The 23018-nt window shown below is 41.4% G+C and carries 24 protein-coding genes; 23 read left to right on the forward strand and 1 reads right to left on the reverse strand.

What is annotated here, in order from left to right; all coding sequences use genetic code 11:
• Positions 1–7: 7 nt before the first annotated feature.
• Genes ACZ47N_RS08340 through ACZ47N_RS08350 form a run of 3 tightly spaced genes read left to right on the forward strand, consistent with a single transcriptional unit; the run spans position 8 to position 3934 of the window.
• Positions 8–1618, forward strand: a complete 1611-nt coding sequence (locus ACZ47N_RS08340) for a sugar ABC transporter ATP-binding protein (RefSeq protein WP_464886094.1) — start codon at positions 8–10, stop codon at positions 1616–1618.
• Entirely contained in the window at positions 1611–2648 is a 1038-nt protein-coding gene (locus ACZ47N_RS08345; protein WP_464886095.1) for an ABC transporter permease subunit, read from the forward strand. The genes ACZ47N_RS08340 and ACZ47N_RS08345 overlap by 8 nt, the downstream gene beginning before the upstream one ends.
• On the forward strand, positions 2648–3934 hold the full coding sequence (locus tag ACZ47N_RS08350; protein ID WP_464886096.1) for an ABC transporter permease subunit: 1287 nt from the start codon (positions 2648–2650) through the stop codon (positions 3932–3934). The genes ACZ47N_RS08345 and ACZ47N_RS08350 overlap by 1 nt, the downstream gene beginning before the upstream one ends.
• Before the next feature lie 104 nt (positions 3935–4038).
• Here the strand turns inward: ACZ47N_RS08350 and pdxS are convergent, their stop codons facing one another.
• Positions 4039–4905 (reverse strand): pyridoxal 5'-phosphate synthase lyase subunit PdxS, encoded by an 867-nt coding sequence (pdxS, locus tag ACZ47N_RS08355; protein WP_464886097.1) that lies wholly within the window; start codon positions 4903–4905, stop codon positions 4039–4041.
• Between the two features lie 163 nt (positions 4906–5068).
• Between pdxS and pdxR the strand changes: the two genes are divergently transcribed.
• The 20 genes from pdxR (at position 5069) to eutH (ending at position 22995) form a co-directional block, all read left to right on the forward strand.
• Positions 5069–6514 (forward strand): MocR-like pyridoxine biosynthesis transcription factor PdxR, encoded by a 1446-nt coding sequence (gene pdxR, locus ACZ47N_RS08360; protein WP_464886098.1) that lies wholly within the window; start codon positions 5069–5071, stop codon positions 6512–6514.
• 201 nt (positions 6515–6715) lie between these two features.
• Positions 6716–7066, forward strand: a complete 351-nt coding sequence (gene eutS / locus ACZ47N_RS08365) for an ethanolamine utilization microcompartment protein EutS (RefSeq protein ID WP_464886099.1) — start codon at positions 6716–6718, stop codon at positions 7064–7066.
• A 13-nt stretch (positions 7067–7079) separates the two neighbouring features.
• A complete protein-coding gene (locus tag ACZ47N_RS08370) occupies positions 7080–7505 on the forward strand; it encodes a EutP/PduV family microcompartment system protein (RefSeq protein ID WP_464886100.1) in 426 nt (141 codons plus the stop codon).
• Positions 7506–7671: 166 nt separating this feature from the next.
• Positions 7672–8241 (forward strand): ANTAR domain-containing response regulator, encoded by a 570-nt coding sequence (locus ACZ47N_RS08375; RefSeq protein ID WP_464886101.1) that lies wholly within the window; start codon positions 7672–7674, stop codon positions 8239–8241.
• Between the two features lie 16 nt (positions 8242–8257).
• A complete protein-coding gene (locus ACZ47N_RS08380; RefSeq protein WP_464886102.1) occupies positions 8258–9664 on the forward strand; it encodes a sensor histidine kinase in 1407 nt (468 codons plus the stop codon).
• 113 nt (positions 9665–9777) lie between these two features.
• Positions 9778–11217, forward strand: a complete 1440-nt coding sequence (gene eutA, locus ACZ47N_RS08385) for an ethanolamine ammonia-lyase reactivating factor EutA (RefSeq protein WP_464886103.1) — start codon at positions 9778–9780, stop codon at positions 11215–11217.
• Positions 11218–11232: 15 nt separating this feature from the next.
• Positions 11233–12597: an ethanolamine ammonia-lyase subunit EutB gene (locus tag ACZ47N_RS08390; protein WP_464886104.1), complete on the forward strand. Its 1365-nt coding sequence runs from the start codon at positions 11233–11235 to the stop codon at positions 12595–12597.
• Positions 12598–12618: 21 nt separating this feature from the next.
• Positions 12619–13533, forward strand: a complete 915-nt coding sequence (gene eutC / locus ACZ47N_RS08395; RefSeq protein ID WP_464886105.1) for an ethanolamine ammonia-lyase subunit EutC — start codon at positions 12619–12621, stop codon at positions 13531–13533.
• A 25-nt stretch (positions 13534–13558) separates the two neighbouring features.
• Positions 13559–14212, forward strand: coding sequence for an ethanolamine utilization microcompartment protein EutL (eutL, locus tag ACZ47N_RS08400; RefSeq protein ID WP_464886106.1), 654 nt, complete (start codon positions 13559–13561; stop codon positions 14210–14212).
• A gap of 17 nt (positions 14213–14229) precedes the next feature.
• Positions 14230–14838: a BMC domain-containing protein gene (locus ACZ47N_RS08405; protein WP_464886107.1), complete on the forward strand. Its 609-nt coding sequence runs from the start codon at positions 14230–14232 to the stop codon at positions 14836–14838.
• Complete coding sequence (locus tag ACZ47N_RS08410; RefSeq protein ID WP_464886108.1) at positions 14839–16332, forward strand: acetaldehyde dehydrogenase (acetylating); 1494 nt, start codon at positions 14839–14841, stop codon at positions 16330–16332.
• Between the two features lie 15 nt (positions 16333–16347).
• Entirely contained in the window at positions 16348–16632 is a 285-nt protein-coding gene (gene eutM / locus ACZ47N_RS08415; RefSeq protein WP_464886109.1) for an ethanolamine utilization microcompartment protein EutM, read from the forward strand.
• Positions 16633–16696: 64 nt separating this feature from the next.
• Positions 16697–17473: a cobalamin adenosyltransferase gene (locus ACZ47N_RS08420; protein ID WP_464886110.1), complete on the forward strand. Its 777-nt coding sequence runs from the start codon at positions 16697–16699 to the stop codon at positions 17471–17473.
• Positions 17474–17477: 4 nt separating this feature from the next.
• Positions 17478–18122, forward strand: coding sequence for a phosphate propanoyltransferase (gene pduL, locus ACZ47N_RS08425; RefSeq protein WP_464886111.1), 645 nt, complete (start codon positions 17478–17480; stop codon positions 18120–18122).
• Positions 18123–18133: 11 nt separating this feature from the next.
• Positions 18134–18952, forward strand: coding sequence for an ethanolamine utilization protein EutJ (gene eutJ, locus ACZ47N_RS08430; protein ID WP_464886112.1), 819 nt, complete (start codon positions 18134–18136; stop codon positions 18950–18952).
• Positions 18953–18965: 13 nt separating this feature from the next.
• Positions 18966–19643 carry a hypothetical protein gene (locus tag ACZ47N_RS08435; protein ID WP_464886113.1) on the forward strand — a complete coding sequence of 226 codons (678 nt, stop codon included), beginning with the start codon at positions 18966–18968 and terminating at the stop codon, positions 19641–19643.
• Positions 19644–19661: 18 nt separating this feature from the next.
• Positions 19662–19931 carry a EutN/CcmL family microcompartment protein gene (locus ACZ47N_RS08440; RefSeq protein WP_464886114.1) on the forward strand — a complete coding sequence of 90 codons (270 nt, stop codon included), beginning with the start codon at positions 19662–19664 and terminating at the stop codon, positions 19929–19931.
• A gap of 27 nt (positions 19932–19958) precedes the next feature.
• Entirely contained in the window at positions 19959–21305 is a 1347-nt protein-coding gene (locus ACZ47N_RS08445; protein WP_464886115.1) for a 4Fe-4S dicluster domain-containing protein, read from the forward strand.
• A complete protein-coding gene (locus tag ACZ47N_RS08450) occupies positions 21302–21850 on the forward strand; it encodes a BMC domain-containing protein (RefSeq protein WP_464886116.1) in 549 nt (182 codons plus the stop codon). Before ACZ47N_RS08445 ends, ACZ47N_RS08450 begins: the two co-directional genes overlap by 4 nt.
• 41 nt (positions 21851–21891) lie before the next feature.
• Positions 21892–22995: an ethanolamine utilization protein EutH gene (gene eutH / locus ACZ47N_RS08455; protein WP_464886117.1), complete on the forward strand. Its 1104-nt coding sequence runs from the start codon at positions 21892–21894 to the stop codon at positions 22993–22995.
• The last annotated feature ends 23 nt before the right edge of the window (positions 22996–23018 follow it).

Below are 23018 nucleotides of genomic sequence, written 5' to 3' on the forward strand. Positions count from 1 at the left end.
AGGCTCTTTGAACAATTCAGAATATGTTCTCGAAATGAAAGGCATTGGCAAAGAATATTATGGAACTCGTGTTTTGGAAGATATAAATATTGCTTTAAGGCCTGGAGAAATTCATGCGGTGCTTGGTGAGAACGGAGCTGGAAAGTCCACCATGATGAATATTTTGTTTGGGATGTCTGTGATTCATAGTACTGGTGGCTTTGAAGGTCAGGTCTTAGTAGAGGGTCAGGAAATCCAAATAAAATCTCCGGTGGAAGCCATGCATAAAGGCATTGGAATGGTTCATCAAGAATTCATGCTTATTCCTGGATACTCCATAACGGAGAATATAAAACTAAATCGAGAAATCACCAATCCCAGCATTTTAAGTCGGTTTGCTGGAAAGCGGTTGGAAGTGTTAGACTTTGATGCTATGAATAAAGATGCTCGGAAAGCATTGGATAAATTGGGGCTTAATGTAGAAGAATGGGTTCGGATTGCAGGGTTGCCAGTTGGTTATATGCAGTTTGTAGAAATAGCAAGGGAGTTAGATAAGAAAAACCTCAAAGTCTTGGTTTTTGATGAACCAACAGCCGTATTAACAGAAAACGAAGCCCAGCGTTTGTTGGAATCCATGAAACTCATTGCTTCGGAAGGAATCGCTATTTTATTTATTACCCACAGACTAGATGAAGTGAAACAAATTTCAGACCGTATTACGGTCTTGAGAGATGGGAAGCATGTCATCACCAAAGACACCAAAGACAGTGATGTCATGGAAATGGCGAGCCTAATGGTAGGTCGAGAAATAAAAATGGATCAAAACATTGCCCAAAGTCAAAAAGATGGAAAAGTCAAACTCTCGCTTCGAAATCTATATGTGGATATGCCTGGAGAAGAAATTAAAGGCATCGATTTAGATGTGTATGAAGGGGAGATTCTTGGGATTGGAGGCCTTGCAGGCCAAGGAAAAATTGGACTTGCCAATGGGGTCATGGGGCTTTACCAGACAGAGGGGGAAATCGTGCTGGATGATCAGCCCATTAAGCTCTCAGATCCTTGGGAATCCTTGGAACGTGGCCTTGCCTTTGTATCCGAAGATCGACGGGGCATCGGGCTGCTTCTAGACACCTCTATCGAAATGAATATTGTGGTAACAGCCATGAAAATTCAACAACAGTACTTAAAACAATATGGTCCTTTTTCCCAAAAGGATACGAAAAAAATTCGTGAACATGCTTTGAAAATGATTAAAGAGTTGGATATTCGATGCACAGGTCCAGAGCAACCAGTCAAGCGATTAAGTGGTGGAAATCAACAAAAAGTATGTATTGCCAGAGCCTTAACCCTAAATCCAAAAGTCCTTTTCGTATCAGAACCTACACGTGGAATCGATGTTGGTGCAAAAAAACTGGTACTGGATACATTGAAACAATTAAACAAAGAGTTTGGAATTACAGTGATTATGACGTCTAGTGAGCTGGCAGAACTTCGTCTCATTTCTCATCGCATTGCGATTATCAATGAAGGCAAGTTGGAAGGAACACTTTTACCAAATGCTCCTGATGTTGATTTTGGATTGATGATGGCTGGAGAATATCACAAGGTAAGAAGCGGGGAGGTGGAGAGTGGTGAATAAGGCAAAAGACTACATCAATAAAGTAGGATTACCTCGTGTCATTATTGTAGCATTTCTGATATTCCTCTGTGGTGCTGCCATCATGCTGGAAATACCCATTACAGATCTGTTTTCAGATGCTTTGGTTCGTACGGGGATGAATGGTGTGTTGGTACTGGCAATGGTACCAGGGATTTTGGCTGGAATTGGCCTGAATTTCGGAATTCCCATTGGGATTGTGTGTGGGCTCCTTGGAGGACTCATTGCAATCGAAATGGACTTAGTAGGCTTTACGGCCTTTTTTGCAGCCGTTGCTATTTCAATCCCCCTGTCTATTGTTGCAGGGGTGTTATATGGTCTTTTGCTGAATCAAGTAAAAGGGTCGGAGATGACCATTGCCACCTATGCAGGGTTTTCTATTGTATCCCTTATGAGTATTGCTTGGTTGGTACTTCCTTTCAAAAGTGAAGACATGCGATGGCCTATAGGAAGCGGATTGCGTACGACAATTACACTTCAAGGACGCTATGAACGAATTTTAAATCAGTGGGCCTCTTTTGATATTATGGGCGTAACGATTCCCACAGGTTTGCTGTTGTTCTTTGGAGCTTGTTGTTTTTTAATGTGGCTTTTCCTTCGAAGTCAGACGGGGATTTCTATGAAAGCCGTTGGGGACAACCCACGATTTGCCATGGCTTCTGGTATTCATGAAAATAGGATGCGGATTGTTGGAACCGTGCTATCAACCGTACTAGCGGCGGTTGGGATTGTGGTATACGGACAAAGCTTTGGCTTTATTCAACTGTATCAAGCACCTATGTTTATGGGTTTCGCAGCTACGGCAGCGGTTTTAATTGGTGGTGCATCCATTAAAAAAGCAAATATTTCCAATGTGGTTATTGGAACTTTTCTCTTTCAATCCTTGCTGGTGGTGTCCCTCCCTGTGGCTAATAAAGTGATGACTTTAGGCAGTTTAGCCGAGATTACACGGATTATTGTGAGCAACGGCATCATTCTTTATGCCCTGACGCAAATAGGAGGTGGCGAATAATGGAAAATGAAAAAAACATCATACCACCAGCACTAACTGGGCCACAAAAACTGAAACAATTTATAGTAGGCAATATGGTTACGATTCTCTTTGTGATTATTTGCTGGATTGGATTTCTGTATTCTGGGCTAACGTTTTCATTTCTATTGGATGATGTCATTACTCGGATGGTTCGAAATAGCTTTTTGGTATTAGCCTTGCTATTGCCTGTTATGGCTGGTATGGGGTTGAACTTTGCCATTGTACTGGGGGCCATGTGTGCTCAAGCAGCTGTGATTATGGTAACTCACTGGGGAATTCCAGGGATGAAAGGGATTCTTCTGACGGTTTTACTGACCACTCCCTTAGCCATATTATTAGGGTACTTAACAGGAAAACTATTTAATCGAACCAAAGGCCAAGAGATGATTACAGGCTTGATTTTAGGATTCTTCTCCAATGGGATTTATCAGTTTATTTTTCTTTTGCTACTAGGGTCGGTTATTCCATTTGAGAATGAAACCCTGGTGCTTAGTTCAGGGGTTGGCCTAAGAACAACGATTGACTTAGCTGGTGGCTTGCGTTACGCCATTGATGATGTCTGGTACTTATCCTTTACGGCAACGGCTATTTTATCCGGTATTGCCGCCTTAGGCCACGGGATATATCGATATCTCAAAGGCATTCCTGGGGGAATTCAAGAACCAGGTGCAAAGAAGTATTTAGCTTCTGCTGCCTTAGGCATTTTGCTCATCGGATGGTGTTTGTATATCCGAAGTACAGACTCCTACATTAATTTCATTACGGTTCCAGTATTAACAGTAGCCCTTATTGCTTTGCTTTGTGGCTTTACATCATTTTTTGCTCGGACTAAGCTGGGACAAGATTTTCGTACCGTAGGACAGGATATGCATATTGCTAAAGTATCTGGGATTCATTCAGACAATACCCGACTATTAGCCATGATTCTTTCTACCACTTTAGCTGCTTGGGGGCATATTATTTTCTTGCAGAACTTAGGGACATTTAGTACCTATGGAAGTCATGAGCAGATTGGTCTGTATTCTGTAGCCGCATTACTTATTGGTGGAGCATCTGTCACCAACGCTAAAATCAGCCATGCGCTGTTGGGGACGTTTTTATTTCATACCCTCTTTATTGTATCGCCGCTGGCAGGCCGAAACTTATTTGGAGATGCCCAGCTTGGTGAATACTTCCGTGTCTTTGTAGCCTATGGCGTGATAGGTTTGTCCTTAGTGATGCACGCTTGGAAAAAACAACTACAAACACGCAAACGCTTAAGCTAAATAAAAGGTAAGGAAAAACCATAAGGAAAAAGGGCTTCTCGTGAAGGATTCGAGAAGCCCTTTTGTTGTAGGTTTTTCTTATGGGGACTCATGGGATAAAGGGATTAGCGGACAGCCATTTGAATATCCAGTTCCGAGGCGTTGATCCCAACCATGGCTTCCCCTAAATTAGCCGAAACGCTAGCCAGCACCTTGGGATCTTTATAAGCAGCAACCGCTTGAACAATAGCGGAAGCACGTTTTTCTGGATCGCCAGATTTGAAAATACCAGAGCCGACAAAAACACCATCTGCCCCTAATTCCATCATCAAGGCTGCATCTGCAGGTGTTGCGACTCCGCCAGCCGCAAAATTTACTACTGGAAGTTTTCCTGTGTCATGAACAGTTTTTAAAAGTTCATAAGAGACTTGCATGGTTTTGGCCATATCATATAATTCATCTGGTTTTAAATGAACAACCAATTTGATTTCTTGTTGGATTTTTCGCATATGCTGGACAGCCTGTGACACATCCCCAGTGCCGGCCTCGCCTTTGGTACGAATCATGGCAGCACCTTCAGCAATACGTCGTAAGGCTTCGCTTAAGCTTCGAGCACCGCATACGAAAGGTGCTTTAAATCCGTTTTTGTCGATGTGATATTGATGGTCTGCAGGCGTTAAGACTTCGCTTTCGTCTATCATGTCAATTCCAAGGGATTCTAATATATGGGCTTCTACAAAATGACCAATGCGAACTTTAGCCATAACAGGAAGGGAAACTGCTTCCTGGATACCTTGAATCATGGCGGGATCACTCATTCTGGAAACTCCACCACTGACTCGAATGTCAGCGGGAATACGTTCTAGGGCCATGACGGCACAAGCACCAGCTTTTTCAGCGATATGTGCTTGTTCCTCAGTGGTGACATCCATAATAACGCCGCCTTTTAGGGTTTCACCTAATTGTTTGTTAAATTCTTTTGATGAATGCATCTTGATCGACTCCTTTGGGATGATAGTGTGTGTTTTCTCTATTCCTAGTGTAAAGGAAATCTGATATCCTTGTAAGCATCAGAAAAAAATGTTTTAATGGTATCAGATTACCGTGATATAGAATGGTTTAGGGAAAAAAGCAAATACAAAGGAGTGAAGGAGCATGAGAGAAAATTGGGATTCTTTAAAACTGGATGCAGCTGCAAAGCAACCATTATATCAACAGTTATATGAATACCTAAGAACTCATATTTTGGAGGGGCGAATAGAGGCAGGAAAGAAACTTCCTTCTAAACGAAAATTTGCAGCCCAGCTAGGGATTAGCCAAAATACGATTCAAACAGCTTATGGCCAATTGTTGGAAGAAGGATATATCTATTCCGTAGAAAAAAGCGGGTTTTTTGTGGAATCCATGGATCATATCCTCCATTGGAAAACAAATTGCAATAAAACCATTGGTTACGAAGAGCGAGAGAACAAGCCTATGATTGATTTTTCTTATTACGGAGTTGATCAGGAAATAAGTCCCTTTGGAGTGTTTAAAAAATTAAGCAAAGCCGTCATAGAAGAACAGGATGTAGGGTTTTTAAAACGGGTGGAAGCCCAAGGATATGTAGGACTTAGGAAAGCCATTGCTACGTATCTTCGTTTCTCTAGAGGCATTAAAGCCACACCAGAACAAGTGGTGATTAGTTCTGGCACGGAATTTTTATTTCAAATCCTATTCCAACTTTTACCAGCAAAAAGCATCTATGGCATGGAAAATCCTGGGCCAGAGCGTTTGCCTAACTTATTTAAGAATCATAGCGTAGGCTTCTCTCCTATTGCTGTGGATTCAGAAGGAGTGGAATTAAAAGCCGTGGAAAGATCTGACGTAGATATTCTATGCATTACACCATCTCATCAATTTCCCACAGGCGTGATTATGCCTGTGGGAAGACGTGCTGCCTTGTTGAAATGGGCAACGGCCAAAGAGGGCCGTTATATTGTGGAAGACGACTACGATAGTGAGTTTAAGTATAAAGGGATGACCATTCCTGCACTACAAGGGTTGGATAGTCAGGAAAAGGTGATTTATATGGGGTCTTTTTCCAAATCCATATCCCCAGCGGTACGTATTAGCTATATGATTTTACCAGATCATTTACTGCAAGAATACCATGAAAAAATGACATATCTTGTGTGTCCAGTTCCTTTACTAGATCAAAAGATTATGGAAGCATTTATGGAAGGCGGATATTTTGAAAAACATATCAATCGAATGCGAACCTGTTATAAAAAAAAGCGGGGCGTTTTGATAGAAGAGCTGGAAAACTTAGGAGACATCATAAAAGTATTAGGAGCAGATGCTGGCCTGCATCTAGTGTTAGCTGTGCACAACGGAATGTCCGAAGAAACATTGGTAAACAAAGCGGCTGCGGTTGGTGTAAAAGTATATGGCATGAGCCACTACGATACGGAGAAGCCACATAACTTTGGGTGGGCTCCTCCGAAAATAATGATGGGATTCGCTTCATTAAAAGTAACGGAAATCGTACAAGGGATCGAAAAACTAAAACAGGCCTGGCTAGATGAAACGAGGCATTGTTCTGATTTTTCAATAAAATAAACATAGAGCATTGCAGAATAATCGAAAAAAAATGTAAAAATCCTTGTCAAGAAAAATTAATTATGATAGTATTAAGAAAATTGGTGGTCGCACAACGGCGTGCGATTTTACAAAGCGATGAAGCTTACAAAACAAAAATGGTATTTTTGTTTGTGAGCTTTTTTTTGTTCTTCTATTTTTATGGAGAAAAGGAGCATGGATATGCCGACGGAAGAAAAACAAAGGATGGTTCAAGAATATGTGCCGGGTAAGCAGGTAACCTTAGCACATTTAATTGCTCATCCACAACAGAGTATTTACAAAAAACTTGGATTGGTGGAAGGTCAATACGATGCCATAGGGATCTTAACCATTACGCCTAGCGAAGCCGCTATTATTGCTGCAGATGTGGCAACTAAGCTGGCCAGCGTTGAAATTGGATTTTTAGATAGGTTTAGTGGTTCCTTAGTGATTACAGGAGATGTTTCCAGTGTAGACACTGCCTTACAGGGAATCATAGATTGTTTAAGCCAAACCTTGAATTTTACTCCCACAACCATTACACGCACATAGGATGAGGCGAATCATGAAAAAAATTATATTAATTGGGAAAACAGAAAATGGAAAAACAACCCTTCGGCAAAAACTAAATCAACAAGCAGTGATGTATCAAAAAACCCAATCCATGGAATACGAAAATTCAATTTTGGATACGCCGGGTGAATATATGGAAAACAGAAGATTTTACAATGCCTTGATTACAGGATCTGTAGATTGCGATGTCATTGGACTGGTACAGGCAGCAAACGAAACTTATCTCACCTTTCCGCCTGGTTTTGGAAGTATGTTTAATAAACCCATTATTGGGATTATTACTAAGGTGGATTTAGTGAAAGAAATCACAGAGACAGAAAAACATTTGAGACAGGCGGGTGCAGAACGTATATTTCTATTTAGTGCAGTAACCGACGAAGGGTTGAAAGAAATACAAGCCTATTTACAGAAAGCCTAAAAAGGGCTAGTATGATAGAAGACCTATACATAAAAGAATCCAGATAGACACAAGTTTTAGGAAGTGTTATGTCAACAAGCAATTGTGAAAAGGTTTGCATAAACGGTTAATCGGTTTTGATGGTAATCAATGAAGATTACTTGGCGATAATGAAGGAGGAAAATCCATGGGCAATAGAGTAGTGATAGTCGATGATGAACCTATTACTAGGATGGACATAGCGGAAATGTTGGTAGAGGAAGGCTACGACGTTGTGGCAGAAGCCTCGGATGGATTTGATGCCATTGAGTTATGTCAAAAGCATAAACCAGACTTAGTGCTGATGGATGTGAAAATGCCTTTATTAGATGGATTAAAAGCTGCTGAAATGATTCACCAAGATAAATTAGCCAGTTGTATTGTGCTGATAACGGCCTATAGTGGCAAGGAATTTATCGAGAAAGCCAAAAAAATCGGTGTCATGGCCTATGTAGTGAAGCCTATTAATGAAAAAAACCTGCTTCCTACCTTGGCTGTAGCCTTATCTAAGAGTTTAGAATTTGAAGAAATGGAAAAAGAAATTGAAGAAACAAGAAACAAACTGGAAGATCGAAAACAAATCGAAAAAGCAAAGGGTCTTTTAATGAGAAATGAAGGTATGTCTGAAGAACAAGCCTATAACGAAATTAGAAGCTTGAGCATGTCTAAAAGACGTTCCATGGGAGAAATAGCAAGAATTATTACAATGAATCGATAACCTAAGAGGTGAGCAGATGCTTCGAGAACTGTGCAAAACCTATACACAATTATCTGAAGAAGAAGTACTGGTTTTAGAAAAAATGGAAACGGCATTGCCACTTATTTCCAGATCGATTCAAGGAGATGTTTTCATTGATTGTCTAACCAATATTCCGAATATCGCCATAGTGGTTGGGGAAGCAAGACTGGGTAAAGGGCAGTCCATGTATCAAGAGTCGGTATTGGGAGAATTTGCTTTAAGAGAAAATGAGCCAGCGGTGTTGAGGACATTACAAACCGGAGTTGCTTCTCGAAATCTAAAGGCTCGGACCCAAGAAGATAAACGAGTCAGCCAAATAGTGGAGCCTATTCGAAATGCAGAAGATCAAACCATAGGGGTACTCATTATTGAGCAGAAGAGTTTGAGTGCTATACAAGCAAACCAAGACATTAAACAGTTGCTTGAGCCAGTAGAGAGATCGTCTCAACAAGAAAAAATATTTAATGTGCCAGAAACCACAATTATTCATCATGTGAAAGAAGCTATTATTGTTTTTGACCCACAGGGGATGGCAACTTATTGCAATCCAGAAGCAAATCGGCTGTATAAAAAAATGGGATATCAAGATGAAATTATTGGCCTTTCCCTTCATAACTTGACCCTGGGAAAAGTAGACTTTGATGGGGCTAGTGAAGATCAACTCATCAACACCACAGAAATTAGAGCAGGCGATTTATCCTTAAGAGTCAAATATTTAAGAATGGATGACAAGGACCAAGTCATTGGGTTTATTATGATCATTGATGATATGACAGAAGTAAAAGAAAAAGAAATGGAATTAATTTCAAAATCCGTAGCCATGAGTGAAATTCATCATCGAGTGAAGAATAATTTGCAAACCATTGCCAGTTTATTAAGGCTTCAGGCTCGGCGAGTTGAGGATCAAAAGGTAAAAAAAGCCTTTGGAGAGAGCATTAATAGGATTTTAAGCATCGCCATTACCCATGAACTATTAGCACAACGAGGACTAGACGATGTAGATTTAATGACCATCCTAGAAAAAATACGAGAAAGCGTTGTGGGGTATGTACTATCATCAGAAAAAAACATCAAGATACACATCAAAGGAGAAACAGTACTGGTTAATTCGGATAAAGCAACATCCATTGCGTTAGTAGTCAACGAATTATTGCAAAACTCTTTGAAGCATGGATTTGATGGAAAAGAAACTGGTGAAATAAATATTGAAATTTTCAAAGGAAAAGTATGCACAGAGATTACGATCCAAGACAATGGCGTTGGGTTTGAGGGAGAGGATATAAAGAATGACAGCCTAGGCCTACGCATTGTTAAAAGCATTATTCGAGAAAGATTGTATGGGAATTTTCATATCAATAAAGTAGAGCAAGGAACCAACATAAAGTTTAGTTTTAAAAATTAATAAAAAAAGTACAACGGCGTACTTTTTAAGGCGACGAGGCCAAAGATCTATGTGTGGGTACACATGGGTTTTTGGTCTCTTTTTATGAGTATGCTGAGGGAAAGAGGTGGCGTATGCGAGAAAATATGTTGAGTGTGGGAATTGATATTGGAACGTCAACAACCCAGTTGGTGTTCAGTAGATTTTCTATCGAAAATACGGCTTCGAGTATGGCGATTCCCAAAATCCAAATCATTGATAAAGAAGTGGTTTTTCGTAGTCCGATCCACTTTACACCGTTGCTATCTGAAACAAGAATAGACGGCGATGGAATTAAAAACATCCTGGAATCAGAGTATAAAAATGCAAATATTTCTTTTGGAGAAGTGGATACTGGTGCCGTCATCATTACTGGAGAAACCGCTCGAAAAGAGAATGCCAACGAAATTCTAACGGCTTTGAGTGGCATGGCTGGTGACTTCGTAGTGGCAACGGCTGGACCAGACTTAGAGAGCATTATAGCAGGCAAAGGTGCTGGAGCAGGGAAAATATCACGAGAAAAAAATGCATGTGTGGTTAATTTAGATATAGGCGGTGGCACCACCAACATCGCCGTATTTAAAAAAGGTGAAGTGGTGGACACCACCTGCTTAGACATTGGTGGTAGGTTGATCAAGTTCGAGAAAGACTCTTCAGTCGTAAGGTATATTTCCAATAAAATGAAGATTTTAGCCGAAGAAGTAGGAGTAGACCTTCGGGTTGGAAAAACCTTGTTAGCAGAAGAAATGGATCGGATATGTCAACGAATGGCCTCTATATTAGCAGAAAGCATAGGATTGATTCCAGAAACACCTTTACTGGAAAAAATGATTACCACCAAAGGTCTAAAACAGTCTGTGGAGATAGATTACCTTTCTTTCTCTGGTGGAGTGGCGGATTGTTTATTAAATAAAGGAGATAAACTTCCTCTTGAATACGGAGATATTGGCGTTGCATTGGGAAGAGCAATTTATGGATCTTCTTGGGTTCAAGAAACAAAAGTAGTGCTTGCGGCAGAAACCATTGGCGCTACAGTCGTAGGGGCAGGAACGCATACCACAGAAATTAGTGGAAGCACCGTCACCCTGGCGCCTTCCTTGTTGCCCATGAAAAACATTCCCATTTTAAGGCTAAATCCCGAAGAAGAAGCATTAGAATACCAAGCCTTGAGCCATAGGATTTCGGAAAAATTGGACTGGTTTTCCTTAGAACGAGATAGTCAGCAAGTGGCATTAGCCATGAAAGGCATCAAAAATCCCAGCTTTAGCCATATTCAAGGATTGGCAAAAGCCATTATTAAGGGCATGGCATTGAAATTAGAGAAAGATCAGCCTATGATCCTTGTCATTGAAAAGGACATGGCTAAGATTTTAGGCCAAAGCATTAAAGCTCATTTGGAAGAAAAAAGAGAGGTTATCTGTATTGATACCATCAAAGTGGATAATGGAGACTATATGGATATAGGGAAACCCATGGCCCATGGCAAGGTAGTGCCAGTGATTATCAAAACACTTGTATTCAATGATGAAAAATAGAAGGGAGATAAAACAATGCGATTAAAGACAAAGGTTTTTGGCACTGTCTATCAGTTTAACAGTGTAAATGAAGTGATGGCCAAGGCGAATGAAGAGAGGTCTGGAGACAAGTTGGCTGGACTGGCTGCAGAGTCAACAACAGAGCGAATTGCCGCCAAAGAAGTCTTAAGCCAATTAATGCTAAAAGAAATTCGAAACAACCCAGCCGTTCCTTATGAAACAGATGAAGTGACCAGAGTAATTCAAGATGGCATTAATGAACGCATTTATGCGGAAATTCAAAATTGGACGGTGGCAGAGCTTAGGGAATGGATTTTAAAGGATCAGACTACCGGAAGCGATCTTCAAAGAATTGGACGAGGATTAACCAGCGAGATGGTGGCTGCAGTGGCCAAGCTTATGTCCAACTTAGACTTGGTGTATGGAGCTAAAAAAATCATTGTGACAGCCCATTGCAATACGACGATTGGAGAGAAGGGAACCCTAGCCTATCGCCTACAGCCCAATCATACGACGGATAATATAGAAGGCATCAAAGCCTCCTTATTTGAAGGACTGAGCTATGGAGCTGGAGATGCGGTTCTGGGATTAAATCCTGTAAACGATACCGTCAGCAGTGCCAAACGAGTAATGGAATTATTTGAAAGTGTCAAGCAAGAGTGGAAAATTCCAACTCAAACCTGCGTTTTAGCACATATAACGACACAAATGGAAGCCGTGAAACAAGGTGCTCCTACAGACATGATTTTTCAGAGTATTGCTGGAACCGAAAAAGGAAACGAAGCCTTTGGAGTGGATGATGCCTTATTGGGAGAAGCACGGGAACTGATGCTTAAAGAAGGAACCTCTACAGGCCCTAATGTGATGTACTTTGAGACAGGCCAAGGATCCGAATTGTCTTCTGACGCCCATATGGGAGTGGATCAAGTAACACTAGAAGCAAGATGCTATGGATTAGCCAAAAAGCATAAACCATTCCTAGTCAATACGGTAGTAGGGTTTATTGGTCCAGAGTACTTGTATAACAGTAAACAAGTGATTCGAGCAGGGCTAGAAGATCACTTTATGGGAAAACTTTCCGGAATTCCTATGGGAGTTGACGTATGTTACACCAATCATATGAAAGCGGATCAAAATGATATTGAAAATTTGAGCATGATGCTAGCCAATGCCGGATGTAACTTTTTAATAGGAGTGCCAGCCGGGGATGATATTATGCTTAACTATCAAAGTTCGAGTTTTCATGATGCAGCTACCTTGAGGGAATTATTGAATTTGCAACCTATTCAAGCATTCAAAGAATGGTTGGAAAAAATGGGGATTTATGAAGGCGGCAAACTTTCCAGTCGAGCTGGAGATGCATCGATTTTTCTAAAATAATAGACAAGGGAGGCAATTCTATTGATTTCTGAAGAAGCAGTTAAAGGGATGGTTCGGCAAATAATAGAGCAATTAGCGACAGAGAACGCAGAAAATTCCAGAGAGAACACAATGGAAAAGAGCAAAACAGAGAATCAACCCAAAGAAGCCATGGGAATAGATGGCATAGAAGATGGAGACCTACATGATTTAACGGATGTTCGCATGAAGGATTATTATGAAGTTCCAGATCCAAAAGCCAAAGAAGCTTATATGGATCTTAAGGAAAATACCCCTGCCAGGGTAGGGATTTGGAGAACTGGATCTCGGTATACAACGGATACCTTGCTGAGATTTAGAGCCGATCACGCCGTAGCCATGGACGCAGTATTTACCTATGTATCAGAAGATTTATTAAAAGAAATGGAGTTATTCTCTATCAATACCTTGTGTCGTGATAAAGATGAGTATATTACAAGACCAGATTTAGGTAGAAAATTTAGCGAAGAAAGCCTTAAATGCATCAAAGACAAATGCATTCAATCTCCACAGGTACAGGTATATGTATCCGACGGATTGAGCTCAACGGCCATCGAAGCAAATATCAAAGAAATTTTGCCTTCTCTAATGCAAGGATTGGAAAATGAGAATATTAAAGTAGGAACCCCATTTTTCGTGAAACATGGAAGAGTACCTGCTATGGATACTATTTCGGAAGTATTGGATGCAGAGGTGACGGTGGTCTTGATTGGAGAAAGACCAGGTCTGGCTACAGGAGAGAGTATGAGTTGTTATATGGCCTATCGAGGAACCGTAGGGATGCCGGAGTCTAGAAGAACCGTTATTTCCAATATCCATAGTGGAGGCACATCCGCTACAGAGGCAGGGGCACATATAGCGGAACTTGTGAAAGAAATGTTAAAGCAAAAGGCCAGTGGCTTGGATTTCAAAGCATAAACATTAAAAGAATGGAGTGAAAAAAATGAAGAATGATGCATTACGTGCCTCGGTGTTAAGCATAAAAGTGATCCCAAACGTATCTACAGATTTAATAAAAGAATTAAAACTGGAGTCAGGCCATCGAAGCATCGGCATTGTCACGGCGGATAGCGATGATGTTCTTTACACCGCCTTAGATGAAGCCACCAAAACTGCAGATGTAAAAGTAGCCTATGCCAAATCTTTTTATGGTGGTGCCGACAACGCAAATACCAAACTAGCAGGAGAAGTGATTGGCATTATCTCTGGACCTAATCCTGCAGAAGTACGAAGTGGTATCGATTCCGTTGTCTACACCGTAGAAAACGATGCATGCTTTTATAGTGCCAATGAAGATGATTCTATTATTTACTATGCTCATTGCATCTCTAGAACGGGTTCTCATTTATCAAAAGAAGCTGGTATTAAGGAAGGAGAAGCCTTGGCCTACTTAATTGCCCCTCCTTTGGAATCCGTATATGCCTTGGATGCAGCCATGAAAGCGGCAGATGTGGAAATGGTGAGTTTCTTTGGTCCTCCTTCAGAAACAAACTTTGGTGGCGGTTTGCTAACAGGAAGCCAATCTGCTTGCAAAGCAGCCTGCGAAGCTTTTGCTGAAGCAGTGGTATTTGTGGCAGAAAACCCTAAAAAATATTAAAGTGAGTTGGTGATCAAATGAACCAAGCATTAGGGTTATTAGAAACCTATGGATACCTAGCGGCGATTGCAGGCTTAGATAGTGCATTAAAATCTGCTAATGTGGCATTAAAAGAAGTGCAACGATCCGGTGGCGGGTTAGTGACCATCATCCTAGAAGGGGATGTAGGGGCTGTGCAAGCTTCCGTTGAAGCTGGCAGTGCGTCTATTAATACCCTAGGCACCCTTGTTTCCCAACATGTGATCCCCAGGATCGATGCACAAACAGCCATTCTTTTTGGAAAAACAGAAATCTGCCAAGAAGCAAGTTCTATGGATCCGCCGGAAACCATTTGTGAATCAGAAACCATTCAAGCATCAGAAACCATTCAAGTATCTGGAACCATCGGTGAATCGGCTACCCAGGAAAAAATGAAAGCCTACGAAAAAAGCTTGGTGGAAAAATTCCAAGAGAAAAAAGCAGGGGGATCTTCTAAAAAAGAGCTTCATGAATTAAAGGTGACAGAATTAAGGAGAATTGCAAGGAATCTCCATCCCTTTTCCATGAAAACCACAGCCATAAAATTTGCAAATAAAGCCCAGCTGATTACAGCCATAGCAGCACATATTAAAACGGAGGTGGAATAATTGGCATTGCAAGATAAAGACTTACTTTCCATACAAGAAGTACGAGATATGGTTCAAAAAGCCAATAAAGCACAAAAAGAGTTTGCGGCCTTTTCGCAAGAAAAAATAGATCGGGTTATTGAAGAGATGAAAGAAGTAGGCTATCGACAAGCTGAGTATCTAGGCCAAATGGCTGCAAAAGAAACAGGATTTGGAAAATGGCAAGACAAGAAAATTAAAAATGAACTTGCCAGCCTTGGGGTGTATGAGTATATCAAAGAGATGAAAACCGTCGGCATTATTAAAGAGGAAGAAGAAAAAGGCATTGTTGAAATTGGTACACCAGTTGGCACAATTGCAGCTTTGATTCCCTCGACCAATCCAACGTCCACGGTAATTTACAAAGCTATGATTGCGTTGAAATCTGGAAATGCCATTATCTTTAGCCCACATCCCAGTGCGTTGAACAGCATTTTGAAAACCGTTGAATTACTGAATAAAGCAGCTATAAAAGCAGGAGCACCCAGCGGTTTAATACAATCCATGACCGTTACAACCTTAGAAGGAACTAGCCAGCTGATGAAGCATCAAGGGGTAGATTTAATTCTGGCCACAGGGGGATCGGCTATGGTAAAAGCGGCTTATAGCTCTGGAACCCCAGCTTTGGGAGTGGGTCCTGGGAACGTACCAGCATTTATAGAAAGAAGTGCGGATATTCAAGACGCGGTTGCAAAAATAATCTCCAGCAAAACCTTTGACCATGGCACCGTCTGCGCTTCGGAGCAAGCCATCGTAACCGAAGATTGCATTGAAAAAGAGGTCAAAGAAGAGTTGAAACGACAAGGGGGATACTTTTTAACAGGCGAAAAACGTGAAAAAGTAAAAGCCATTATGGAGACAGCCAGCGGCGGCATGAACCCCAAAATCGTGGGACAGTCAGCCAAAGCAATTGCAGAGATAGCAGGCATTGAGATTCCAGAAGGGACTATCCTCCTGTTGTCTGAAGAAACAGAAGTAGGCAAACAGATTCCATTTTCTAAAGAGAAACTTACGGCATTACTGGCATTCTATAGTGTCGAAGATTGGAAGCAAGCCTGCACATTGTCTTATGATCTTTTGAAAAATGGTGGCCTTGGCCATACCCTAGCCATTCATTCTCATAATCAATCTGTTATTAAAGCCTTTGCCTTAGAGAAACCAGTATCAAGATTTTTAGTGAATACGCCGTCTACCCACGGAGCTGTTGGAATCAGCACCCACTTAGCGCCATCCTTCACCTTAGGTTGCGGGGCTATTGGAGGCAGTGCCACGTCAGATAATGTAGACCCAATGAATTTGATTAATATTCGAAGAATGGCTTATGACAAACACGATTTAGAGAGAAAAGAAGTGGCTCAAAAGGTAGTAAGTAAAAAAGAAGATACTTCTGGAGAAACATCAGAAACCTTAAGCAAAGAAGCCATTGATCAGATTACACAGTTGGTAATGAAAAATTTAAATAATAACACAAACTAAAAGGAGGAATTTCAAATGGCAACATTAAATGCGTTAGGAATGATCGAAACAAAAGGATTAGTAGGTGCAATTGAAGCAGCAGATGCAATGGTGAAAGCAGCCAACGTAACCATCGTAGGAAAAGAACAAGTAGGTGGTGGTTTGGTAACCGTGATGGTACGAGGAGATGTAGGAGCTATTAAAGCAGCAACAGATGCTGGTGCAGCCGCAGCAGAAAGAGTAGGAGAACTATTATCCGTACATGTGATTCCAAGACCTCATGGAGAAGTAGAATCCATCCTTCCACAAATCAAAGAGTAGTTTTCGTTTCTTCCCAGATCTCTTGGAGATCTGGGAAGGTTAAACGACCTAAAGGAGGGAGTCTATGAAGGTTTTAACCGAATCGGGACTTCGAATGGAGTTTAAAAATAAGTTTCCCCAACGCTATGTGGTGAGTCCTAAAACCATGGTGACGCCATCGGCAAAAGAATTTTTAAAACAAAAAAAGATTGAATTGATATACGAAACAGAAACAGAAACAGAAACAGAAACAACCCAGCAGGCCACTAGCCTGTGGTCAACAAAAGAGCAACCCAAGGAGAAACGATATAAGGATTATTATCATGGCGGATATTTTCAAGAAAAACCGGAACATTTAACCCAACTTTACGGCAATGTCTTGGTGCGTAAAGATGATTTTCGAATACAACTTAGAGGTAAACTGGATAGTTTTCAAGCCCAAGTCTTGGAAGTCCAGATCTTTCTGGAAAAGGAAAAGGAAAAAAAGTTATTGGAAGAATTAACAGAAGTCCTAGATTTTGCCAGAAATATTTTGCGGGCCGAAGTGTTAGAAGAACCCTTTGAGCAGTGGGAAATAGCAGGGATGGATCAAGCTTTCTTGCGAAAAGCATCCCATCATCCTCAGAAGTATCTTCAGGTAGAGCATATTTTACCAGATTACAGCATGGGGCCTGTGCTCATCAAGTTGAATACCTTGCGTAGTTTAGCAAGGGAGTTAGAAATTATTGGAATACAAGCCTTTGCTACCAAAGAAGGAAAAATCCAGCGGCAAGACCTTCTCCAAGCGTTAAATCGTTTGAGTAGTGGCATCTATGTCATGATGTGTCGATGGAGAGGAAATTATTATCAAAAAAGGGGGTGAAGCCATGATAAACGAGGCTATGGTGGAAAAAATCATCCATGACGTGATAGCAGAAATTCAAGGATCCCATAAAAATGCTGCAGAGATCCCAGTAGAGACATCTGCAAGGCATGTGCATTTAAGCAAGGAACATATCGAATTCTTGTTTGGAGAAGGACAAGCCATTCATGTACTGAAAGAATTGTCTCAACCAGGACAATTTCAAAGCGATAAGCGAGTCACCTTGGTAGGTCCCAAGGGAGTCATTCATAATGTCGCTATATTGGGACCTGCCAGAGAAAGAACTCAAGTAGAGATATCCTATACAGATGCCAGAACTTTAGGCATTCAACCGCCATTAAAAGAGTCGGGTAAACTCCAAGGATCGGAAGGCGTTATTATTGCGGCAGGCAAAAAGGCTTTAACCTTAGAAGAAGGCGTTATTGTAGCCCAAAGACATATTCATATGACCAGTAAAGATGCAGAAAACCTAGGAGTTCAGGACGGACAACAGGTAAAGGTTCGCATCAAAAGTAAAAGGCCTGCTGTTTTAGAAGACGTCTTAGTGCGAGTGAAAGACACCTATCGTCTTAGTATGCATATAGATCATGATGAAGGAAATGCCACCGCCTATACCCCAGGGACGATGGCGGAACTTATAAAGGAGTAGGAGGGAAGGCCGTGGATTTTACAAAAGTGAACCAGCAGATCAAAGAAGTGGAAAAATCACTTGATGAAACCGGCACCTTCGATCCTGAAAGCCAACTTCTTTTAGGTGTAGATCTTGGGACGGCTTATATCGTCCTAGTGTTATTGGATCAGCAGCATCGACCCATTGCAACAGAGATGGCCTTTGCTCAAGTAATCAAAGATGGCTTGGTGGTAGACTATCTGGGAGCCACCGCCATTGTACAATCCTTAAAAGAAAAAATAGAAGCAAGAATTGGAAAAAAACTCATGAAAGCGGCTATTGCCGTACCACCAGGAACAAGCGAAAAAGACAGTAAAACTCATGGCTATGTGGTAGAGGCTGCTGGGTTAGAAGTAGTAGCCCTGGTGGATGAACCTACGGCAGCCAATCATGTGTTACAAGTGAAAAATGGGGTTATTGTGGATATTGGTGGAGGAACTACTGGTTTATCGATTCTTAAAGAGGAAGCCGTCGTGCATACCGTAGACGAAGCCACAGGGGGCACCCATATCAGCTTGGTCCTTGCAGGAAATTATGGTGTCTCCTTTGAAGCAGCAGAAGCTTTAAAAAAAGACAAATCCAAGCAAGGGGAAGTACTGCAGGTGGTAAGGCCGGTGATTCAGAAAATGGCTTCCATTGTAAAGACCCATATAGTTCATCATAATATTGAGGCTGTGTATTTAGTAGGCGGTACTTGTTGTTTAAAGGATTTTGAAAAAGTCGTTGAAAAAGAATTAAAGATTTCCACGTATAAACCGTTGAATCCATTTTTAGTAACCCCCTTAGGGATTGCTATGAACTGCAGATAATAGGAGTGAAACCATGGAGATAGAAACCTTAGTAGGAAAAATCACTCAAGAAGTTATGATGCAAATAAAAAAAATGCAGATAGAGCCTGGTCATCCTAGAAAGGCCCTTGCCATGATTTGGGGGGGAGAATCATCTGTAGATCAAAACCGCATTAACTCTTTTTTACAGCCTCGGGGCATACAGAGTCATTTTGTAACCTCCTACACCATCCAAGACCTGATGACTTCAGATTTCCTTGTGATTCCTGCGTTATCCGTATCTAGTTTGGCATGGATTGCACAAGGTATTAAAGGCGATGAAACATCGACCTTCGTCCTGGAAGGCCTCTTGCATGGAAAAAGAGTATTGGTTTTAGAAGATGGACTGGAATATAAAAGGTTTAAACAAACTTGTCCTTCTGGCCTCTATGCACTTTATGAATCTTATGGGGAAAAGCTAGGAGTCTTGGGGGTACGAATTGGAGAATTAAAAGAACTGACAGAAGGAAAAACCCTTTCTACCCCAGATGTCTGTGGGGATGAGGAACAAAGAACACCCATCAGAATGGAAGAGAAAGTGATTACGGAAAAAAAGTTAGAAGCCCTAGATTGTCAAGACCGTAGTCTTGTTTCCATCCCAGCAAAAGCCATTATTACTCCAATGGCAAAGGATTACATTCGAAAGAAGCATATTCAAATAGCAAGGGCTTAGCCAGGAAGGAAGAGGCTATTGATCATTGGCGAAGTAGTAGGAAATGTATGGGCCACCCGAAAAGATGAAACCCTAAACGGATTAAAACTATTGGTGGTTCAAGGAACCAATCAAGAAAACAAAAAAATCGGAGACCCTTTTGTAGCGGCGGATAGCGTAGGGGCAGGATTTGGAGATCAAGTGCTGATTGTCAAAGGAAGCGCTGCAAGAAAAGTTCTGGGAAAAGAAGCCCTAGCCATTGATGCTACCATTGTGGGAATTATTGACGAAGTGGAAGGTAGATCCTAGAACCAAGGGAAAACAAGGGGCGGTAAGATGGATATAATCAATCAAATTAAAGCGGCAGGGGTGGTAGGAGCCGGTGGTGCTGGATTTCCAAGTCATGTGAAATTTAGCGGGGAGGCCGAGTACTTCCTCATAAATGCAGCAGAATGCGAACCTTTATTAGGAACGGACAAATATTTAATGCGGCACAAGAGTCGAGAAATAATTGAAACCATTGAACTACTAGGAAAGCACCTTGGTGTAAAAAAAGCCATCATAGGCATTAAGAAAAAAAGCACCCAAGAGATTCAAGCTTTACAAGAGGCCATTCAGCATCTAGATGCATCTGTTACCATCCATGAGGTGGAAAACTTCTACCCTGCTGGAGATGAGCATATTTTAGTATATGAATTGGTAAAGCGACAAGTGCCGCCTGCTGGAATCCCCAAAGACGTAGGCGTTGTGGTATCCAATGTAGGGACTCTCCTTAGCATCAAAGAAGCATTGGAAGAAAAACCAGTCACCCATAAATTGGTCAGTGTAGTGGGAGAGGTGGAAAATCCTTCCTTATGGGAGGTGCCGATTGGTACTTCTGTTGACACTTGTGTGAAGATGGCAGGTGGAGCCACCCTTTCAGCCTATAAAGGTATCTTAGGTGGCCCAATGATGGGAAGGATTTTAGAGGCAGAAGAGCTTAAAACCCAAGTAATTACCAAAACCACAGCCGCTATTATTCTATTACCTTCGGATCACAGTATTTTCAAAAGACAGGAACAAAGTTTTGGTCAAATGATAAACAGGGCTCGTTCCGCCTGCATCCAATGTTCTTTATGCACAGATTTATGTCCTCGCAATATGATTGGCCATCCTTTAAGGCCTCATAGAATTATGCGATCCTTGGGGATTGATTATCAGCAAAAAGAAACCTTAAAAGAAGCACTCTTGTGTTGTGAATGTGGAGTTTGTGAGAGTTTTGCCTGTCCCATGGGTCTTTCGCCTCGAAGGATTAATGGAGAAATCAAAAAAATGCTGATGGAAAAAGGCATCAAAGGATGGGATCCCCTTGATTTATCAGAGATACATCCTATGCGAGGGTATCGACAAGTGCCTGCGGAAAGGCTGATGGCTCGATTAGATATTTTGGGATATGAAGCAGAGCTAGAAGATTGCAGTTGGCTACTAGAACCTAAGGAGGTTCGAATTCCCCTAAAACAACATATTGGAAACGTAGCCACGCCGGTGGTAAAGGTGGGAGACTTGGTTGAACAAGGCCAACTGATTGGAGATATCCGTCAAGATAGCTTAGGAGCCAAGGTTCATGCCAGCATTAGTGGACGGGTTACCAATATAGAGGAAGCAATTTGTATTGAGGTAAAAGAGAAGGTGGGAGTTTCATGATTAAAACCATAGGATTTATAGAATTGAATAGTATTGCAAAAGGCATTGAGGTAGCCGATGCTATGATGAAAATAGCGGAAATTCAGCTATTAAAAGCCCATTCTGTATGCCCTGGAAAGTACATAGTGCTACTATGTGGAGAAGTAGGAGCTGTTAAAGCCGCCATAGAAGCAGGGCAAAATACAGGCAAGGCTTATGTGGTAGATCACTTACTGCTTCCCAATGTACATCCTCAGCTTATACAGGCCATTGAAGGTCTAAGCATAGTACCTAAGAGAGGAGCCTTAGGGGTATTGGAATTTTTCAATATTGCAACCTCCATTGTAGCGGCAGATGCTGCTGCAAAAGCGGCTGCTATCACGCTGATCGAAATTCGATTAGGGCTGTCTATTGGCGGAAAATCCTTTATGACCTTCTGCGGAGATACCAGCTCGGTGCAAGAAGCGGTACAAGTGGGGGCTTCCATTGCCAAGGAAAGAGGAATGCTTGTGGAAAAAACCATGATTCCTTCTCCTTCCAAAGCGCTATTTGAAACATTATTATAAATCCTGCATGGATTTTAAAATTTAAAGAGAGAGGTGTTTTGATGAATATTAATGATATTATCGTATATATGATGGTCTTTTTTATGATCTTAGGAGCCTTGGATAAAATTATTGGCAATAAATATGGATTAGGAGAAAAGTTTGACGAAGGAATTATGGCCATGGGGTCACTGGCTGTGGCCATGGTAGGGGTGGTTTCTTTGGCACCAGTGCTAGCCACTATCCTAGAGCCAGTGGTGGTACCCGTATATACTTTTTTAGGTGCAGATCCAGCGATGTTTGCAACAACCTTGTTAGCCAATGACATGGGTGGTTATCCTTTGGCCATGCAATTGGCACAAACCCAAGAAGCTGGTTTGTTTGCAGGATTAATTGTAGGCGCCATGATGGGGCCAACCATTGTATTTACCATTCCTGTAGCCTTGGGAATTATTCGGAAAGAAGACCATAAATTTTTAGCCACGGGAGTATTAGCAGGGTTGATTACGATTCCCTTTGGAGCTTTAGTTGGCGGATTAGTGGCAGGATTTAGCCTTGCCATGATCTTGACCAATTTAGTACCGATTATTATTGTGTCCTTATTACTTTCCTTAGGACTATGGAAAATGCCTCAACAAATGATTAAAGGATTTACTGTTTTTGGTAAAGGGGTTGTAGTGGTGATCACTGCAGGCTTAGCCGCTATTATTGTAGAGACATTAACAGGATTTGTGGTGATTCCTGGCATGGCACCAATTTCTGATGGGATAGAAATTGTTGGAGAAATTGCCATTATGCTAGCAGGAGCCTTTCCTATGGTGTACGTCGTTACAAAAGTATTCAGCAAGCCATTGATGAAAATGGGGAAAGTGCTGGGAATGGGAGATGTGGCAGCAGCAGGGATGGTAGCCACCTTAGCCAATAGTATTCCAATGTTTGGTTTAATGAAAGACATGGATCAACGAGGAAAAATCATCAATGTTGCCTTTGCAGTAAGTGCTTCCTTTGTATTGGGAGATCATCTTGGCTTTACGGCTGGCGTGAATCAAGATATGATTTTTCCCATGGTAGTAGGAAAAATGGCCGGAGGAATAACGGCGGTCATGGTAGCCTTATTTATTGTGAATAAAACCATTGGAAAAAACGGTGAAGAAACTCAAGGGTAATCGGATTTTTTAGGGAAAAGGTG

The sequence above is a fragment of the Tindallia texcoconensis genome, assembly GCF_055383815.1.

Excerpts from the sequence above, each read along its gene's own strand:
- ACZ47N_RS08390 (WP_464886104.1), top strand. The coding sequence starts at position 11,233 with ATGCGATTAAAGACAAAGGTTTTTGGCACTGTCTATCAGTTTAACAGT.
- ACZ47N_RS08420 (WP_464886110.1), top strand. The coding sequence starts at position 16,697 with ATGAAGGTTTTAACCGAATCGGGACTTCGAATGGAGTTTAAAAATAAG.
- ACZ47N_RS08450 (WP_464886116.1), top strand. The coding sequence starts at position 21,302 with ATGATTAAAACCATAGGATTTATAGAATTGAATAGTATTGCAAAAGGC.
- pdxR (WP_464886098.1), top strand. The coding sequence starts at position 5,069 with ATGAGAGAAAATTGGGATTCTTTAAAACTGGATGCAGCTGCAAAGCAA.
- ACZ47N_RS08380 (WP_464886102.1), top strand. The coding sequence starts at position 8,258 with ATGCTTCGAGAACTGTGCAAAACCTATACACAATTATCTGAAGAAGAA.
- eutH (WP_464886117.1), top strand. The coding sequence starts at position 21,892 with ATGAATATTAATGATATTATCGTATATATGATGGTCTTTTTTATGATC.
- eutA (WP_464886103.1), top strand. The coding sequence starts at position 9,778 with ATGCGAGAAAATATGTTGAGTGTGGGAATTGATATTGGAACGTCAACA.
- eutS (WP_464886099.1), top strand. The coding sequence starts at position 6,716 with ATGCCGACGGAAGAAAAACAAAGGATGGTTCAAGAATATGTGCCGGGT.
- ACZ47N_RS08350 (WP_464886096.1), top strand. The coding sequence starts at position 2,648 with ATGGAAAATGAAAAAAACATCATACCACCAGCACTAACTGGGCCACAA.
- eutL (WP_464886106.1), top strand. The coding sequence starts at position 13,559 with ATGAAGAATGATGCATTACGTGCCTCGGTGTTAAGCATAAAAGTGATC.
- eutM (WP_464886109.1), top strand. The coding sequence starts at position 16,348 with ATGGCAACATTAAATGCGTTAGGAATGATCGAAACAAAAGGATTAGTA.
- ACZ47N_RS08375 (WP_464886101.1), top strand. The coding sequence starts at position 7,672 with ATGGGCAATAGAGTAGTGATAGTCGATGATGAACCTATTACTAGGATG.
- ACZ47N_RS08370 (WP_464886100.1), top strand. The coding sequence starts at position 7,080 with ATGAAAAAAATTATATTAATTGGGAAAACAGAAAATGGAAAAACAACC.
- ACZ47N_RS08405 (WP_464886107.1), top strand. The coding sequence starts at position 14,230 with ATGAACCAAGCATTAGGGTTATTAGAAACCTATGGATACCTAGCGGCG.
- pduL (WP_464886111.1), top strand. The coding sequence starts at position 17,478 with ATGATAAACGAGGCTATGGTGGAAAAAATCATCCATGACGTGATAGCA.
- ACZ47N_RS08435 (WP_464886113.1), top strand. The coding sequence starts at position 18,966 with ATGGAGATAGAAACCTTAGTAGGAAAAATCACTCAAGAAGTTATGATG.
- pdxS (WP_464886097.1), bottom strand. The coding sequence starts at position 4,905 with ATGCATTCATCAAAAGAATTTAACAAACAATTAGGTGAAACCCTAAAA.
- ACZ47N_RS08445 (WP_464886115.1), top strand. The coding sequence starts at position 19,959 with ATGGATATAATCAATCAAATTAAAGCGGCAGGGGTGGTAGGAGCCGGT.